Origin of the sequence: Devosia litorisediminis, assembly GCF_018334155.1 — a bacterium.
GTDB classification, from domain to species: domain Bacteria; phylum Pseudomonadota; class Alphaproteobacteria; order Rhizobiales; family Devosiaceae; genus Devosia; species Devosia litorisediminis.
Map to the genome: position 1 here is coordinate 687,589 of NZ_JAGXTP010000001.1, position 17,537 is coordinate 705,125.

Below are 17,537 nucleotides of genomic sequence, written 5' to 3' on the forward strand. Positions count from 1 at the left end.
TGATGGGCGGACCATAGGCCGCTTTGGCTGGAGTCTTCAACGTGCTGGATGGGATGAGCTGGGGGCAATTGGCGCGTCAGCCTGCCTCCGGTGTGCTGACAGCGTGTGGCAGCAGCGCTGTCCTTTTGTTGCGCAACCTTCGGGCATAGGCTGCTGGAGTCGCTGCAGGGCAGGAGGCACTGCGGGGCGGACGCAGATATCCTTGGGGGAACATACAGTGGAAGCGATCATCTCGATTCTGGTGCAATTGGTGGCCGGCGGTGCAGGCGGCAATGTGGTGGGGCAACTCGCCAAATCGCTGAGCCTGGGCACGGCAGGCAATTCGGTCGTCGGTGCAGTTGGCGGCATGGCGGCCACATGGCTGGCGGGAATGATCCCCGGGCTGGATGGCCTGGTGGGTGCGGCAGCGGGCATGGCTGGTGACGCGGCAGGCGCTGCGGACATGGCTGGCGGAATTGATTTCGGCGCACTGGCCGGTCAGGGCGTTACCGGTCTGGTTGGCGGCGGCGTGCTGACGGCGATTGCGGGTCTGGTCAAGTCGCAGATGGCCAAGGACTGAACTTTGCGATAGCGCTTTGGCGTCCCGGTTCGCAAGTGAATCGGGACGTTTCTCAAGCAGGCGTAACATCTTACCATGTCCCTTTCCGCCATTGACGACAGGGCCGATAATGTCGGTCGGGCTATTGCTCTGACACTGTTCACCATTGCGGTGTTCGGGATACAGGACGCTATTTCCAAGCATCTGGTGCAGACCTATTCGCCGTTTCAGGTGACGATGATGCGCTATTGGGGCTTTGCCGCCTTCGCACTTTATATCGTGTCGCGACAGGCTGGGTTGCGTCAGGCGCTGTCGTCCAAGGTGCCGCTTTGGCAATTGCTGCGCGGCTCGCTGCTTATTATCGAGATCTGTATCTTTGCGCTGGCGCTGCAGACGGTGCCGCTGGGCGAGTTGCAGGCGATCTCGCTGGTCTATCCGCTGCTGGTGACGCTGTTCTCGATCCCGCTGCTGGGTGAGAAGGTTGGCGTGTTCCGCTTTGTGGCGGTGGGCGTAGGATTTGCCGGTGCGCTGATCATCGTGCGACCCGGAGGGTTGCCGCTGGACTGGGGTGTCGGCTTTGCAATGATCGCGGCGGTGCTCTATTCGCTTTATATCGTGCTGACCCGCAAAGTCAGCCAATACGACAAGGCGCCGACCAGCCTGGCCTATACCGGCATTATCGGGCTGGTGCTGTCGAGCGGCGTGGGTATTTTCTTCTGGCAGCCGATGGCCTGGCCGGATGTTGCGCTGGTGGTCACGATGATGATCACAACGTGTCTGGGCCATGGGGTAATGATCTATGCGCTGTCGCTGGCACCGGCGAGCACGGTGCAGCCATTCAACTATTTTGCACTGCCCTGGGCGATCGTGCTGAGCATGGTGGTGTTCGGCCACTACATCGACCCGATATCGCTGCTTGGTGCGGGAATCGTGGTTGCGGCGGGCCTAGTGGTGATGGCCCGCGAGCGGATCAAGCGCGTCAGAATTGTTGACGGCCCGATCCTGCCCGGGCGGGAGTAATCAGGCGAACATCTTGGAAATCCAGACGCCACCAGCGGCGCTGACGCCTGTGAGGAAAGTGCCCCAGACCATGTCGACCGCTGCAACCGTTGGGGTGAAGCCCTTCATGGTCGACAAATTCGTCAGGTCGTAGGTGCCATAGGCAACAAAGCCGAGCAGGGCACCGAGCATGAGGGCCTTGAGCACATCACCTTCGGCGGGTGCGGCGACCAGGGCAACAACGCCGACCAGATAGGCGAGGTAGAATAGCCCTGCGATCATCAGATTGGGATTGGGCAGCAGGATGTCGCCAATCTCGCGCTGATAGAAGCCCTTGCCCATGGTGGAGAGCCAGACGAAGTCGAGCGGGAAGAAGATCAGCGCGCAGGCGCCGTACAGGATCAAGTATTTGGTCATGAGAGCGGCTCCTTGCAGCAGGTTAGACTTGTTACGCAGCGTGGTGGTTGCAGGATCACTGTCATTGGCAGGCCTGCCCTTGAAGTCTGCGCCGGGGGAGGGCATGTCAGGGTGCACATGGAGGGAATAGTATGATCTGGCTGCTGGAAATCGGGTTGGTGTTGCTGCTGGTGGGTGGTGGCTGGACCTATCTGACACGCGGCAAGCGCGGTAGCGACAAGGATTCGCTGACCATGCGCCGGGTTGATGCCTATATCGAGACGATCCGGCGCGAGCGCAGCAACAAGGAACTGGCGGCGATGAGCGATACCGAATTGCGCGATCTGCTGCATTCGGGGGCGCACAATATGCGCGTGGCCGGGGAGCGGAAGAACTGGGCGCTGCTGGGGGCTGGCGGGGTAACGCTGTTTTCAGCGGTCATTGCGGCCAACCAGGACGGGATGCGGGGCTTCGCCGTTGCGATGGTGGTTGGCGCGCTGGTGATCTACGGGCTCAATGAATATCTGGTGCGCCGACTGCGTGCGCCATTGGAGCAGCGCGGGATTGATGTCGACCGCATCAAAGTCGAATAGAAAGCGCCGCCCCGTGGGGCGGCGTTGTCGTTTCGATCAGTTGCCGATGCAGAAGTAGCCGTTGGGACCATTGACGCAGACGCTGCTATTGCTGCGTGGATAGGTCGGGGCGGGGCGCGGTGTCCAGCGTGGCTCGTCGCGAGGATCCCAGCGTGGGGTGCGGTCCCACCGACCGCGGTCGCGATCCCGGTCATGGCCCCAATCACGGTCGTTCCAGCCGTCATAGCCACTGCGCGAGAGGTAATTGGCCGATACCCAGCCATCTGCGCCGCGCTTTTCGACAAAGCACCAGCCACTGCGGCACTGCTGCACATCGACCTGCTCGCCCCGACGCAAGGTGTCGACGACCCGGTAGTGCGTAGATGGTCCCGAGCGGACATTGACGTTGCTGGTTGCGTAGGCCGATGCCGCGGACGCTGCGGCAGTGGTTGCCACGAGTGCCAGGACCGCGAGGCCGCCTGCCATGAGTTTGTTGCTCAGAGCCATTGTTGATCTCCTTATCCCTGTTGGGCATTGAATGCCTGTGAGGACAGAAGACACCAGTGCGCCTGAACCCAAGCTGAATGGCTTGTTGTGTGCAGCTAGAACGTTAGCAGATCGACGAAGCGCTTGAGGCGGTCGCCCAGCTTCTTGCGCTGCTTGGTCTTGAGCTCGCCCATCAGGGCTTCTTCAAGCTGGGCCCAGTGATCGGCCAGTCCGTTGCGGATGCGCACGCCGCGTTCGCTTAGCGCAACGCCAGCAGCGAGTTCTGGACCAACGGCCTGCCGGGTGATCAGACCCCGCTCAGTCAGGCGCGCCAGACGGTCGGTCAAACCGGCCTCGGACAGCCCCAGCTCGGCTGCCAGCTCGGTTTCGGTGCGCCCCGACCGACCCAGTTCAAACAGGATGGCGTCGTCGCCCGGCTCGAGGCCGCGCTCTGAGAGCGGCAGCAGCAAGGCGCGGTGGGCGAGCTGGCCCGCCTGGATGAGCCGGTAAAGTGTTGAACGGGATGAGGGCTTGGACATAGTTGGGAAAATAGTCCGAACTCCTTGTGCGCGTCGATTGAGGTTACACTCTATCGTTAATCGTGGAAGGACCAAGGCCGGTTATTGTTCACCTCACGCAGGTGAGTTATGACTTGATTGCAATGATCTGGTGAACGGAATGCCATGACGCAGGACCTCGCACGCATCCGGGCTTTCGTTCAAGTCTTTGATTCAGGTGGTTTTTCTGCAGCGGCGCGGCAGCACGGCCGGTCAAAGGCGCTGCTCAGCAAATATGTGACGGACCTGGAGGACTATCTTGGGGTCCGACTGATGAACCGGACCACGCGCAAGCTCAGTTTGACCGAAGCGGGCGAGGGATATTACCGCGAAGCCAGTGCGCTGCTGCAGCAGCTTGATGATCTGGACGCCACCATTACTGACCAGACCGCCGAGCCGCGGGGCTTGTTGCGGGTCTCGGCCCCACGCAATTTTGGCGAAGATTCATTGGCACCAGCCATCTTTGAGTATCTGCGCAAGTTTCCCAAAGTGACGCTCGATCTGCGGCTGGAAGACCGCTATGTCGATCTGGTGGATGAGGGGATTGATGTCGCGTTGCGCATCTCCACACTTGCGGACTCCTCACTGATTGCCCGCAAGATTTCCGACATGCATGTGATTGTCGGCGGTGCGCCTAGTCTGCTTGAGGCTCATGGCACACCCAAGCACCCTGAAGACCTGCGGCATATGCCCTGCATTATCGATGTGAATTTGCAGGGTCAGTCGAACTGGCGCTTCGTGGATGAGGGCAAGACCATATCAGTGCCGGTGAATGGACCGCTGCGGGTCAATTCCCCATTGGCCGCGCGCAAGGCTGCCGTACTGGGCCTCGGATTTGTCGTATTGCCATCCTATCTGGCCGAACCAGCGGTAGCCTCGGGCGAACTGGTGCCGGTACTGGCGGATTTTCTGCCAACCGGACAGACGCTGCAGGCAGTTTATCCGCACAGGCGACATCTGGCGGGAAAGGTGCGGGCCCTGATTGACCATCTGGTCGAGTGGTTCCAGACCCACCCCATCCATTAGGGACGACACGTGAACCTCAAGACTTTCGGTCGCGCGCTTGCTGGCGCTGCTCTGGGCGTTGTAGCCCTGTCCCTGCCGGCGCTGGCACATCCACACATTTTGATCGACGCCAAGGTGGCGATCACGTTTGACGATAGCGGTGCGGTGGCGGGGCTTCACTATGACTGGACCTTTGATACGGCATTTTCGGCCTGGGTCATCCAGGGGCTCGATACCAATGACGATCGGGAAACCAGCCCCGAGGAACTGCAGGAACTGGCCGACGAGAATCTGGCGGGGCTGGCCGATTTTGGCTTCTACACCTATGCCGGTGATATTGCTGACCCGATGGTGTTCACGCCGATGGGCGACCAGCGCATGGTCTATGCGGATGGGCGCACCACGCTGAGCTATTCACTGAGCGCCGACACGCCCTATCCGGCAGGCGGGCGATTTGAGCTGGGCGTTTACGATCCGGAATATTATGTGGCCATTACCGTCTCTGATGCCACTGACGTGACGCTGGTCAATGCACCCGCTGGCTGTGCCGTCGTGGTTGAGCCGCCAAAGGAAATGTCAGATGAACTGGTGCAGCGGCTGAGTGCGCTGGGCACTGAAGTTACTGAATTGCCACCCGACCTTGCCGCAGCGACCCGCGGCACACAGGGGTTGATCGTGGTGGACTGCACCGGGGCCGAGATTGCAGCACCGGCCACGGCTGTGGAAGCCACCAAGGCCGTCGCCCAGGCCAAGCCGACGACACCTTTCGGCGGCCCGCCAGCCGAGGTGGGACTGAACATGCCACGCACTGGCTTTTTTGGCTGGTTATCGACGCAGCAGCGCCATTTCTATGGGGCCATCACGACCTCGCTGGATGCGCTGCGCACAGACTGGACTGCATTCTGGGTGCTGGGTGGCCTCAGCTTTGTGTATGGCATTCTGCATGCTGCCGGACCGGGGCATGGCAAAGTGGTGATTTCATCCTATGTGCTGGCCAACGAGACGCAGTTGCGGCGTGGCGTAGCGCTCAGCGTGCTCTCGGCGATGATGCAGTCGCTGGTCGCGGTCGTGTTTGTGCTGATCGCCGCTGGGTTGCTGGGCATGACCAGCCTGGCAATGAGCGATGCGGCCAACTGGATCGGAATTGCCTCCTACGCCATGGTAGCTCTGCTGGGCGTGTGGCTGATTGCACGCAAGTTGTTTGGCTGGGGGCATAACCATGGCCACCATCATGCGGCCTCCAGTGCGGACATGGCGCGCAAGGCGCGGGCGCATCTGCATGACCACGACCACTGCCATACGAATGGGCACGGGCATGGCAATCACAGCCACGATCACGATCATGAGGGGCATGTACATGTGGTGACACCAGCCGCGACCAGTGGCAGTTGGCGCGAGCAATTGGGCGTGGTGCTGGCTGTCGGCTTGCGCCCCTGTTCCGGAGCGTTGGTAGTTCTTGTGTTTGCGCTGTCGCAGGGCGTGCTGGCCGCCGGTATTGCGGCGGTGTTCCTGATGGGAGCGGGGACGGCGATTACGGTCGCCGTGCTGGCCACGCTGGCGGTAACGGCCAAGGGGTTGGCGCAGCGGATCGGCGGTGCGGATAATCCGCTGACGGCGTCAATCATGTGGTGGTTTGAACTGTTCGGTGCTGTGGCAGTGCTGGCGTTCGGCGTGGTTCTACTGCTGGCCAGTCTCTAGCTGGACGCATCCGGATCACCTCAGATGGCGCGACCCATCGCCGCCTTGCGGAGTTGGGCGGAGACGCTATGGTGACCAAAAGCCTAGAACCCTTCCAAACTGGCGCTCATGTCCGATCACCTGCCGCCTGCCCATCCGCCCGTCAAAGAACAGAAAATCGGTGTCCTGCTGCTCAATCTGGGCACACCTGACGCTACCGATTACTGGAGCGTGCGACGTTATCTCAAGGAATTCCTCAGCGATCCGCGCGTCATCGAGACGCCGAAATGGCTGTGGTGGCCGCTGCTCAATCTGGTGATCCTGTCGGTACGACCGCAAAAGAGCGGCCATGCCTATGCACAGATCTGGGACAAGGAAGAAAACGCCAGCCCGCTATTGGTGATTACCAGAAAGCAGACGGCTGCGCTGGCCGAGCGGATGGCGGGCCACGATAATGTCGTGGTGGACTTTGCCATGCGCTATGGCAATCCATCGACCAAGAGCGTGCTGGAGAAGATGCAGGCTGAAGGCTGCACCAAGATCCTGCTGGTGCCGCTCTACCCGCAGAATTCGGCGACCACTACCGCGACGGCCAATGACAAGGCATTCGACGTGCTCAAGACCATGCGCCGCCAGCCAGCGGTGCGCACCATGCCAGCCTATTTCGAAGACCCCAAATATATTGAGACGCTAGGTAATTCGATCCGCGATGGCGTCGCGGCGCTGGATTTCGAGCCCGACCTCGTGATCACCAGTTATCACGGCATGCCGGTGACGTATCTCGAACGCGGCGATGTCTATCATTGCCAGTGCTACAAGACGACACGTCTGGTGCAGGAGTATCTGGGCTGGCCCAAGGACAAGCTGATGGTAACGTTCCAGTCGCGCTTTGGCCCCACCAAGTGGCTCGAACCTTATACCGACAAAACCCTCGAAGCGCTGCCGGGCAAGGGGGTAAAGAAGGTTGCCATTCTGGCCCCGGCGTTCTCGGCTGACTGCATCGAGACGCTGGAGGAAATTTCCATGGAAGGGCGCGATACCTTCCTCGAAGCCGGCGGCGAGAACTTCGCCTATATCCCGTGCCTGAATGACAGCGCGGGCGGCATGGACATGATCGAGGACATGGTGCGACGTGAACTGGCCGGCTGGCTCTAGCCGGCGGCCTTGCTCTCGCCAATGATGGCCTTGACCTCGTTCTCGACGATATCAAGCATCTGATTGACGGTGGCGACCGCCTTGTCGGCGTCGCCGGCAACGACCGCATCAGCAAGATCGCGGTGGATCGGGAATGAGCTCAGGCCGAAATCGTCAGCACCAAACGGCGAGGCGCCGCCGCGCTCCAGCGCGTGGTCTAGGTTGACCAGGATCTGCCCATACATGGGGTTGCCAGACGCATCATAGATGGCGCCGTGGAAGGCGTGATCGGCCTTGCGCCAGGGACGCCCGGCATCGACTTCAAGCAGCAGGGCGTCGCAAAGCTCGGATATTTGCTGGCGCTGGGCTGGGGTGGCGGCCAGGGTCGCCTTGCGCACCACGTCGTTCTCCAGCGTGCGGCGAATTTCCATCAGGCGCAGCAGGGCTTCGCCTTCCAGCCGGACCATGGTGGGCACCAGACCGCGCGATGTCTGGACGCGGGCGGACAGATAGGTGCCATCGCCACGGCGGCGCCTGATGATGCCCAGGCCTTCCCAGCGATTGAGCGCCTCGCGAATGGTGGACCGACCGACGCCGAGCGTTGCGGCCAGCGAGACTTCGGGCGGCAGGCGATCGCCGATCTTGAGACCGGAGCGTTCGACCATGTCAGCAAGCGCGTCCAGCACAGCAACGCCACGCGTCCGGGTTTCCAGCGGCTCAAGATAGCTCAGGGCACTCTGTCTCACGGCGCCTGATCCTCCCGGCGTGTGCAATCAACAGCCCCACACATCACAATTTTCCTGATTTGTCAGCCTTGTGATGCCGCTCGTGGCGCAGCCGCGCCCTTGAGATCGAGCAATTCACTCAGCGCGCCTATCAGCAAATCCATCTGCGGTTTGGAATTGTAGCCCTGCACCGACAGGCGACAAATGCAGGTGTCCTTCCATCTAAAGACCGGGATTTCAATGTTGTAGCGCTCAATCAGATCAAGCTTTAGCTGGTCGACGTCACAATCGGGGATGGGCATGGCGACCATTTGCGGGGCGCAGAAGGCAGCGCTGCTGAGCGGGGTGAGCCCGGTCATCTGCGCGAGGCGGTGGGCGGTGTCCTGCGCCAAGGCCTGGCAATGGGCCTGCACGTCGCTCCAGCCATTGGCGCGCCGGAAATCGATGGCGGCCGGCACGGTGAGCCAGGCGGACGGATCGCGCGTACCCTGCATCTCAAGCTCGTCGATAAAGGGCGAGTTGCCAAATGCACCCTTGGCGCCGGGCTCCTTGGAGTGCTCGGTCCAGCCGTGGCTGACGACCAGCGGATTGATCATGCCCTGTACACTGGGCCGGGTGTGCAGGAAGGCTGAGCCCTTGGGGGTCATCATCCATTTGTGACAATTGCCGGCATAGAAGTCGGCGCCAAGCTCATCGAGCGCCAGCGGAATGTGCCCAGGTGTGTGGGCGCCATCAATCACGCTCCAGATCCCGCGCTTGCGCGCTTCGGCAATGGCGTTCTCGATCGGAAAGAGCAGGGCGGTGGGCGAGGTGATGTGGCTGAGGAACAGCACGCGGGTGCGCTCGGTCATGCCGCCGATGATGGCCTTGGTAAACTGGCTCTCAGAGGTAAGCGGCAACGGGATATCGACCACCACGATCTCGGCACCGGTGCGGCGGGCGACGTAGGCCCAGGTCTTTTCGAGGGCTGAGTACTCGTGATCGGTGGTAAGGATCTGATCGCCGGGTTTGAGATCAAGCGACTGGGCAACGATGTTCAGCCCCAGCGTGGCATTGGTCAGCCCGACGATATTTTCCTGGGTGGTGCCCAGTTCGGCGGCCAGCGCGATGCGGGGCACCCGCATGGTCTCGGTCAACTCGCGACCGAGGAACTCCACTGGCTGGGCTTCGAGCTCGCGCTGCCAGCGCTGATAGGTCTCAAAGACCGGGCGGGGGCAGGCGCCGAAGGAGCCGTGATTGAGGAAAACGACATCCTCACGGAGGAGGAATTGCCGCGCAAGATTTTCGGACACGTCAACGGCCTTTCAAAGTCGGATCAAGCGCATCGCGCAGTCCGTCGCCAAACAGGGTGGTCGCCAGCACGGTGATGGCGAGTGCGGCGGTGGGGAACAAAGCGAGGTGCCAATAGAAGAACATGAAATCGATGCCCTCATTGATCATCTGGCCCCAGGTGGGGGTGGGCGGTGGCACACCAATGCCCAGAAAGCTCAGGCTGGCTTCGAGCATCATGGCCAGAGGAATGGCCAGCACGAAGCCAACGATGATGGGGGAGATCGAATTGGGAATGAGATGGCGGCGGATGATGTACCAGGGCGAGGCGCCCAGGGCCTGCGCAGCGCGGACGAATTCCTTTTCGCGGAAGGCCTTGATCTGGGCCCGGACAAGCAGGCAGACCTGCACCCAGCCGAACAGCGCAGCAATCAGCACGATGGTGAAATAGCCGCCGCGGGTCAGCGCGCCGAGCAGCATGGCGGCCAGCAGCGGCGGGACTACCGAGAACAGCTCGATGATGCGCATGATGAACCAGTCGGTCTTGCCGCCAAAATAGCCGGCCAGCGCGCCCAGCGGGATGCCGATGACGACACTGAAAAGGGCGGCGGTAAAGCCGATGGTCAGCGATACGCGGGCGCCATAGACGATGCGGGTATAGAAATCACGCCCCAGGCTATCGACGCCGAACCAGTGTTCAGCAGAGGGGAAGGCCAGCGCCTCGGTGAGAAAGAGCTGGGCTTCGGGCGGCGCCGGGGTGATCAGCGGGGCAAAGATCGCCATCAGGATCAGGATGGCGAGGATGACGCCTGCGGTGATAGCGGCCTTGTTGCCAGAAAAACGTTGCCAGGCGAACCAGAGGGGGCTGCGCTGGCGATAGGCTGGGGTTGGCGTGACGGTCATGGGCTCAGTGGTCATTGGCCGCCTCCCACGCGGATGCGGGGATTGATCAGGGCGTAGACAACGTCAGAGATCAGATAGGCGATGCAGTACATGAAGGTGATCATGAGCATCAGCGCCATCTCCAGCGGATAGTCGCGGTTTTCAATCGACGAGACGAAATAGGCGCCCAGGCCCGGCACGCGGAACATGGCTTCGACAAAGATCGAGCCGGTGGCGGTGCCGATGAACATGGGCAGGAAAACGGTGACCAGCGGGATCGCCGAATTGCGCAGGACGTGCTGGAAGATGATGCGGCGCTCGGTGAGACCCTTGGCGCGCAGCACGGTGACAAAGGGACGGTTGAGCGTGTCCAGCATGGCTGAGCGGGTGTAGCGCGCATAGGTGGCCAGCGGGATGGCCGCATAGGCAATGATGGGCAGGATCCAGCGCTCGGGCTTGCCCCAGCCACTGGCGGGGAGCCAGTTGAGCCAGACTGCGAAGACCAGAATGAGCAGCATGGATGTGACGAAGACCGGGATGGTCAGGCCGAGCGTGGCCAGGGTCGAGGCGAAGTAATCGATCCAGGTATTGCGGTTGAGCGCGGCGGCCATGCCTAGCAGGATACCAAGCGGCGCGCCGATCAGCACACCGAGACCGCCGAGCACCAGGCTGGGGACCCAGGCGCGGGAGAGCAACTGGGTGACGGTCTCGCCGGGGCTCTGATAGGGTACGCCAAAGTCGAAATGCAAGACACCCCACATATAGCGGAAGTACTGCACATAAAGCGGCTGATCGAGGCCAAGCTGGGCCATCATCTTGTCCCGCACAGCCTGGGAGACGGGCATGTCATTGCCATCAAAGGGCCCGCCGGGAATGGCGTGCATCATGAAAAAGATGATGAGCGAGACGACGATGAAGGTGACTGCGACCGAGACGAGGCGGCGGAGGATGTAGGTTAGCATTGGGGAGCTCCCGCCGTTGCGTCGCGCATGCTGCTCCACCCCCTTCTTTGCCCCTCAGGCACAGCCTTTGTGGCCTTCTTGCTCAAATTGCTCCACAGGAGCGGTTTGCCCCTGCGGGGCGCGGCGAACTCCCCCATCAAGGGGGAGGTACAGATCGCGCTACGGGCAATAGCTGGCTGCATCCACTTAACGGCACCTCCTCCAGGATGGGGGAGGCTGGCAGGGGGCGACTTCGCAAAACTCATTGCAGGCTCCCTCATGCCGTCACCAGCGCTTCGACGCGGTGGTGGGGGGCGATGGTGACGAGTTGCGGGGTATCGGCCGGGGTGGCGCCAGTCTGGATTGTGGTGAAACGCGGGGTGGCAGCAGCCAGTTGTTCGGCGCTCAGAAAGCTGCGCTCGCGGCGGTCACGTGGGTTATCAACCGGGATCGCGTCGAGTAGAGCGCGGGTATAGGGGTGCTGCGGGTTGGCAAAGATGGCTTCGGTCGGAGCCTCCTCGACGATGCGGCCGCGATACATGACGACGACGCTATCGGTCAGGGATTTGACGGTCGACAGATCGTGGCTGATGAACAGCATTGAGAGGCCCATTTCGGCCTGCAGTTCCTTGAGCAGGCCGATGATCTGGGCCTTGACGGTGACGTCGAGCGCCGAGGTTGGTTCGTCGGCAACCAGCACGGTGGGGCCAAGGATCAGGGCGCGGGCGATGGCCACGCGCTGGCGCTGGCCGCCCGACAGCTCGTGCGAATAGCGGGAGCCGAAATTGCGTGGCAGGCCCACGCGTTCGAGCCAGTCCAACGCCTTCTCGGTCTGTTCTCGGGTTGTGCCGATGCCGTGGATATGGAGCGGCTCGGCGATGATCTGGCTGAGTGTCATCATCGGATCGAGCGCGGAATAGCTGTCCTGAAAGACGATCTGCATGCGACGGCGAAACGCCTTGAGTTCAGCTGGACCCATGGTGGAGATGTCGGCGCCATCGACCAGTATCTGGCCGCTGCTGGGTTCGGTCAGGCGCATGGCCATCATGCCGGTGGTGGTTTTGCCCGAACCTGACTCGCCAACCAGGCCGACGATGCGGTTGCGCGGCAGCACAATGTCGAGCGGGCGTACCGCGTGGAAATCGGACTGGCTGGTGCGCAGGCCGGCGCGGCGGCTGACGCGGTAGGTCTTGGCCAAACCGCGAAGTTCCAACGCTGGTGCCGCGCCTTCGGTGGCGTCGCCCGATGGATCGAAACTGGCCTTGAGGCTGGCAAGCAGGGTTTTGGTGTAAGCGTGCTGGGGGGCGTCAAAGATCTGCGCGACGCTGCCCTGTTCCATGACTTCGCCATTGTACATGACCAAGACGCGATCAACGGTTTCGGCGATGACGCCGAGATCATGGGTGATCATGATCAGGGCCATGCCGAATTCGGCCTGCACTTTCTTGATCAACTGCAGGATCTGCGCCTGGATGGTGACGTCCAGCGCGGTCGTGGGTTCGTCGGCGATCAGCACTTTGGGGCGGCAGGAGAGCGCCATGGCGATCATGGCACGCTGCAGCATGCCGCCGGAAAGCTGGTGCGGGTAATAGTTGAGGACGTCGCGCGCATTCTTGATCTCGACGCGCAGCAGGAGATGTTCGGCTTCAGCAAGCGCATCGCGCTTTGAGAGCGTGCGATGCGCCTGGATGGTCTCGCAAATCTGGTGGCCTATGGTGAACACCGGGTCGAAGGCGGTCATGGGATCCTGAAAGATCATTGCCGCGGAACGACCGCGCAGGCGAACGAGATCTTCCTTGTTGGCCTTGAGGACGTCGACGCCGTCAAGCTTGATGGTGGTAGCGCTGACCCTGGCGGTGGCCGGCAGCAGGCGCATCAGTGCGCTGCAACTGACCGATTTGCCGGAGCCGGATTCCCCGACAATGCCCAGGCTTTCGCCCTCGTTGACCACAAAGCTGACGCCGCGCACGGCATCGACTTGGCCGCCATACTGGCTGAAGCTGACCCTGAGGTTTTCAATTTCGACGAGGGGCATGGGCTGGCCTTGCTGGGGAGAAAAACGCTCCCTGGCCTTGGAGTACCAGGGAGCGAAGTTTTGGATCGGAACTACTGCTTTGTCAGGTGCGTGAAGAAGTAGTGGGCCAGACGATCCAATGGGGTGAAGCCGAGTTCGTTCGGCGTTGCTGCATCGCCGCCGAGTTCATCGGAAATCACGGCGATGGTAATCGGGTGCACGAGCGGCACGATCGAGGCATTGTCGATCAGGACCTGTTCGGCCTGTGCATAGAGATCAAGACGCTCTTCCCAGACCGGGTTGGAGTCGGCCTCGGCAACCAGCTTGTCATAGGCATCGACATGGTGGCTGTGGCGGCCGCCATTGTAGAAGATGCCGTAGAAGTTAGACGGATCGAGATAGTCGTACTCGTAGGGCGCGATGAAGATGTTGTTCTCCTTGTTGAGGAGACCCTGCATCCAGTCCTGACCGGGGAGCACGCGGATGTTCATGGTCACGCCCAGAACTTCCTTGAACTCGGCCTGCAGATACTGCGCCATGGCCGGGATGATGGCGCCGTTATAGCCGCCTTCTTCGCGATACCAGATTTCAATCTCAGGGAAGCCATCGCCGCCGGGGAAGCCAGCTGCTGCCATGTGTTCGGCTGCCTGTTCGGGATCAAAGACAGCCTCAGCGGCGACCTCTTCATTGTAGCCAGGATAGCCGGGCGGCAGGATAGAGCCGGCGGGGATGGCAATGTCCTTGAGTACGGTTGAGGTCAGTTCAGCGCGATCAACGGCGTAGTAGAAGGCCTTGCGGACATCAACATTGTTGAAGGGCTCTGAGTCCATGTCGAACGAAATGTAAGACGTGGCGAAGACGGCGTTCTTGCGGATGCCATCGGGATAGCGCTGCTCAGCGACCGGCACCTGACCGGTATTTAGGAACGAGTAATCGGCGTCGCCGGCCAGGAAGGCGGGCAGGCCGACTTCAGGTGCGCCCAGAGTTGGATCAATCTCGAGACGATCGATCTGCGCCTGCCATGGTCCGGTGTAGGTGTCGGACTTCGTCAGCACGACTGAGTTGTTGGACTTTTCCCAGCTCTCGAGATCAAAGGGACCCGAGGTGACGACGGTGTCGACATTGAGAGCCCAGTCATCGCCAAGTTCATCGACCACGTGCTTGGGCACGGGATACCAGAGACTGGTGACCGATGGCAGATAGGGCTTGGGCGCGTTGGTGGTGACTTCGATGGTCAGGTCATCAACCGCCTTGAGACCCAGGGTGGAAACGTCAGCGGTACCCTCGGTGACTTCCTTCCAATTCTTGATGCCGCCAGCAAAGTCCCAGTACCAGGCAAAATCGTAGCCCGAGGTCGCGGCGCGGGTGAGGGCGAAGACATAGTCCTCGGCGGTCAGTGGCTCGCCATCGGACCAGACCAGACCGGGGCGCAGCTTGAAGGTCCAGGTCAGACCATCCTCGGACTGGCTCCAGCTCTCAGCCGCCATGGGCGTGAGTTTGAAGTCCTTGTCAAAGGTGGCGATCGGCACCTGCAGCACTTCGGCAAAAGTGGCGCGGGCATAGACCGTCTTCATGTAGTCCATATAGGTGCCGGTGGTGGACTGACCGGGCGCGACGATAGTGGTTTGAGCCATGGTCGGTACGGTCAAAGCCGTCGCAACAGCCAGTGCCCCGGCGATTTTCAAAAGTGTTTTCATAGCAAGACTCCCTCCTTGCAGAGCCAGATTTCGGACGTTCCCTCGGTGCCGGTCGCGTTGGCGCGGCCGGTCTTTTCGTTGCGCAGCCGGGCTGCGATCGACAGATACGAATTCCCCTCGAAATCTGCCCAATGACATATGTCTGACAAATGAAGGCGGGCTTGGCAAGTCGATCTGTGGATAGCGGGTCCATTTCTGCGGCAATCATTAGGAATGCCGCAGAAACAGGCCGGATCAGGTTCAGTGTCGCGCGCGGCTGAAGCTGCGGGCGGCGGTTTCGATGGCTCGGGCGCCGATGCCAAAATGGGCGTAGAGATCGTTGACCGTGCCGGTCTGGCCGAAGTGCTCGACACCCAGGGTGACGGTGCGGTGGCCCAAAACGCTACCCAACCAGCCCAGTGTGGCGGGGTGGGCGTCGATAGCGGTAATCAGGCCAGCAGTGTGGGGGATGTCGGCAAGCAGGTTTTCGATGTGGCTGCGGGCATCGTCATCGCCATGCAGGCGCGCGCGCTGGGCGGCATGCCAGCCGGCGTTGAGCCGGTCGGCAGAGGTCACGGCGAGTACGGCGACGTTACGGCGGTCGCCACCGATGGCGGCCGCGGCGGCGATGGCTTCGTTGGCCAGCACCCCCTGATAGGCGATGACGGTGTCGCATTCGGGGGTGGGGGCCTTGAGCCAGTAGGCACCACGGATGATGTCGTCGGCCAGGGGCTTGGCCATATCGCGCGGGGGCTGCTCGATAGTACGGGTGGACAGGCGCAGATAGACCGAGCCGCCGGTGACGTCACGCGGCCAGTCGGCCAGATCGGGGCGGGCATCGCCCGCGCGTTGCATGTAGTCGAAGGCCCAATCCATGATGACCGAGAGTTCGTCGGCAAAGGCTGGCTCGAAGCTGGCGAGGCCGTCCTGCGACATGCCGATCAGCGGGGAGGCGATTGACTGGTGGGCACCGCCTTCGCCAGCAAGCGAGACGCCCGACGGCGTGCCGATCAGCAGGAAGCGGGCATCCTGGTAGCAGGCATAGTTCAGTGCATCGAGGCCGCGGGAAATGAAGGGGTCGTAGAGCGTGCCGATGGGCAGCAGGCGTTCGCCGAACAGGGAGTGGCTGAGACCGGCTGCGCCAAGGGCGAGGAACAGGTTCATCTCGGCAATGCCGAGTTCGAGGTGCTGGCCCTCGGGGGTGAAGCGCCATTTCTGGGCGCTGGGAATGGCTTCCTTTTGGAAGATGTCGACCATTTCGCTCTTGGCGTAGAGATTGCGACGGTTCACCCAGGTGCCCAGATTGGTCGAGACGGTGACGTCGGGCGAGGTGGTGATGATGCGCCGGGCCAGATCGCTATCGGTCTTGGCGATGGCGTCGAGCACCATGCCAAATGCAGTTTGAGTGGAAGTGGCGCCAGTGCCGACAAACTGCGGGCCGATGGTGGCGACGGCGGGCGAGGTGTGGCGGCGGCTCTGAGTGGTGTTGAAAGGGACCTCGGCGAGGAAGGTTTCGATGGCGGCGGGATCGTGCATGCCTTCGAACTTGTCCCATTCATGGCCCTCCCGGACATTCATGGACTGGCGCAGGCTATCGATCTGGGCGCCGGTCATCTGGCCGGCGTGGTTGTCCTTGTGGCCGGCCAGCGGGGTGGCCCAGCCCTTGACGGTATAGGCGATAAACACGGTCGGTTTGTCGCTGCCGGCGGCCTCGAACTGTTCGAGCAGGGAGGCGGTGCAATGGCCCCCCAGATTGCCCATCAGATCGGCCAGTTCGGCATCGCTGCGGCGGGCGATGAGCGCCGAGAGGTCGCCCTGATCGCCGATTTCGTCATTGAGGCGCTCGCGCCAGGCAGCGCCGCCACGGAACATCAGCGCCGAGTAGATGGCGTTGGGGGCGGCGTCGATCCAGGCCTTGAGCTTGTCGCCGCCGGCTTCAGCGAATGCGGCGCGCTGCAGGGCGCCGTATTTGAGGGTGACGATGTTCCAGTCGAAGGCGCGGAAGATGGCTTCGATGCGGTCATAGAGGCCTTCGCGGACGACGCCGTCCAGGCTCTGGCGGTTGTAGTCGATGACCCACCAGGTGTTGCGCAGACCGTGCTTCCAGCCTTCGAGCAGGCATTCATAGACATTGCCTTCGTCGAGCTCGGCATCGCCAACCAGGGCCACCATGCGGCCTTCGGGGCGCGATGTATCTGCCCAGGGCTTGGCGCGGACATAATCCTGGATCAGCGAGGCGAATGCGGTGAAGGCGACGCCGAGGCCTACCGAGCCGGTGGAGATGTCGACGTCGTCGGTGTCCTTGGTGCGGCTGGGATAGGACTGGGCGCCGCCAAAGGCGCGGAAATTCTCGAGCTTTTCCAGGGTCTGCTTGCCGAACAGGTACTGGATGGCGTGAAAGACCGGGGAGGCGTGGGGTTTGACGGCGACGCGGTCTTCGGGTCTGAGCACGCCGAAATAGAGGGCGGCCATGATGGCGGCCATGCTGGCGGAGCTGGCCTGGTGGCCGCCGACCTTGACCCCATCGGTATTGGGCCGGATGTGGTTGGCGTGGTGGATCATCCAGTTGGAGAGCCAGAGCGCCTTTTTGGTGAGCGCGGCAATGGTTTGAGTCCGGTCCATATTTCCCTCCACAGAATATGTCTGACATTGCACCTTGCCGCGCG

16 protein-coding genes are annotated in these 17,537 nt (G+C 61.8%); 6 read left to right on the plus strand and 10 right to left on the minus strand.

Going from position 1 to position 17,537, the window contains the following annotated elements; genetic code table 11:
• Positions 1–217 precede the first annotated feature (217 nt).
• The gene (locus KD146_RS03255; RefSeq protein ID WP_212657309.1) at positions 218–559 is read left to right on the plus strand and encodes a hypothetical protein; all 342 of its coding nucleotides are present in this window, start codon (positions 218–220) and stop codon (positions 557–559) included.
• A gap of 75 nt (positions 560–634) precedes the next feature.
• Positions 635–1,558 (plus strand): DMT family transporter, encoded by a 924-nt coding sequence (locus KD146_RS03260; RefSeq protein WP_212657310.1) that lies wholly within the window; start codon positions 635–637, stop codon positions 1,556–1,558.
• On the opposite strand, the gene KD146_RS03265 is transcribed toward KD146_RS03260, so the two are convergent.
• Entirely contained in the window at positions 1,559–1,954 is a 396-nt protein-coding gene (locus KD146_RS03265) for a DUF2177 family protein (protein WP_212657311.1), read from the minus strand.
• 131 nt (positions 1,955–2,085) lie between these two features.
• On the opposite strand from KD146_RS03265, the gene KD146_RS03270 reads away from it, so the two are divergent.
• Entirely contained in the window at positions 2,086–2,526 is a 441-nt protein-coding gene (locus tag KD146_RS03270) for a hypothetical protein (RefSeq protein WP_212657312.1), read from the plus strand.
• Between the two features lie 36 nt (positions 2,527–2,562).
• Here KD146_RS03270 and KD146_RS03275 read toward each other — a convergent pair whose 3' ends face one another.
• Positions 2,563–3,012 carry an SH3 domain-containing protein gene (locus KD146_RS03275; protein WP_212657313.1) on the minus strand — a complete coding sequence of 150 codons (450 nt, stop codon included), beginning with the start codon at positions 3,010–3,012 and terminating at the stop codon, positions 2,563–2,565.
• 95 nt (positions 3,013–3,107) lie between these two features.
• The gene (locus KD146_RS03280) at positions 3,108–3,530 is read right to left on the minus strand and encodes a MarR family transcriptional regulator (protein ID WP_212657314.1); all 423 of its coding nucleotides are present in this window, start codon (positions 3,528–3,530) and stop codon (positions 3,108–3,110) included.
• 144 nt (positions 3,531–3,674) lie between these two features.
• On the opposite strand from KD146_RS03280, the gene KD146_RS03285 reads away from it, so the two are divergent.
• The 3 genes from KD146_RS03285 to hemH all read left to right on the plus strand — a co-directional run bounded on the left by KD146_RS03285 (position 3,675) and on the right by hemH (position 7,385).
• Entirely contained in the window at positions 3,675–4,574 is a 900-nt protein-coding gene (locus KD146_RS03285) for a LysR family transcriptional regulator (protein WP_212657315.1), read from the plus strand.
• Between the two features lie 9 nt (positions 4,575–4,583).
• Entirely contained in the window at positions 4,584–6,251 is a 1,668-nt protein-coding gene (locus tag KD146_RS03290) for a HoxN/HupN/NixA family nickel/cobalt transporter (RefSeq protein WP_212657316.1), read from the plus strand.
• Between the two features lie 108 nt (positions 6,252–6,359).
• Positions 6,360–7,385, plus strand: a complete 1,026-nt coding sequence (hemH, locus tag KD146_RS03295) for a ferrochelatase (RefSeq protein ID WP_212657317.1) — start codon at positions 6,360–6,362, stop codon at positions 7,383–7,385.
• On the opposite strand, the gene KD146_RS03300 is transcribed toward hemH, so the two are convergent.
• The 7 genes from KD146_RS03300 to KD146_RS03330 form a co-directional block, all read right to left on the minus strand.
• Positions 7,382–8,110 (minus strand): FadR/GntR family transcriptional regulator, encoded by a 729-nt coding sequence (locus KD146_RS03300; RefSeq protein WP_212657318.1) that lies wholly within the window; start codon positions 8,108–8,110, stop codon positions 7,382–7,384. The two genes, hemH and KD146_RS03300, sit on opposite strands and share 4 nt — an antisense overlap.
• Positions 8,111–8,172: 62 nt before the next feature.
• On the minus strand, positions 8,173–9,381 hold the full coding sequence (locus KD146_RS03305) for an aminotransferase class V-fold PLP-dependent enzyme (protein WP_212657319.1): 1,209 nt from the start codon (positions 9,379–9,381) through the stop codon (positions 8,173–8,175).
• A gap of 1 nt (position 9,382) precedes the next feature.
• Positions 9,383–10,276 carry an ABC transporter permease gene (locus KD146_RS03310; protein WP_212657320.1) on the minus strand — a complete coding sequence of 298 codons (894 nt, stop codon included), beginning with the start codon at positions 10,274–10,276 and terminating at the stop codon, positions 9,383–9,385.
• Complete coding sequence (locus KD146_RS03315; protein ID WP_212657321.1) at positions 10,273–11,202, minus strand: ABC transporter permease; 930 nt, start codon at positions 11,200–11,202, stop codon at positions 10,273–10,275. Before KD146_RS03315 ends, KD146_RS03310 begins: the two co-directional genes overlap by 4 nt.
• A 256-nt stretch (positions 11,203–11,458) precedes the next feature.
• Positions 11,459–13,216, minus strand: coding sequence for an ABC transporter ATP-binding protein (locus KD146_RS03320; RefSeq protein WP_212657322.1), 1,758 nt, complete (start codon positions 13,214–13,216; stop codon positions 11,459–11,461).
• 71 nt (positions 13,217–13,287) lie between these two features.
• Complete coding sequence (locus KD146_RS03325) at positions 13,288–14,892, minus strand: peptide ABC transporter substrate-binding protein (RefSeq protein ID WP_212657323.1); 1,605 nt, start codon at positions 14,890–14,892, stop codon at positions 13,288–13,290.
• A gap of 240 nt (positions 14,893–15,132) precedes the next feature.
• Entirely contained in the window at positions 15,133–17,493 is a 2,361-nt protein-coding gene (locus KD146_RS03330; protein ID WP_212657324.1) for a transketolase, read from the minus strand.
• Positions 17,494–17,537 lie beyond the last annotated feature (44 nt).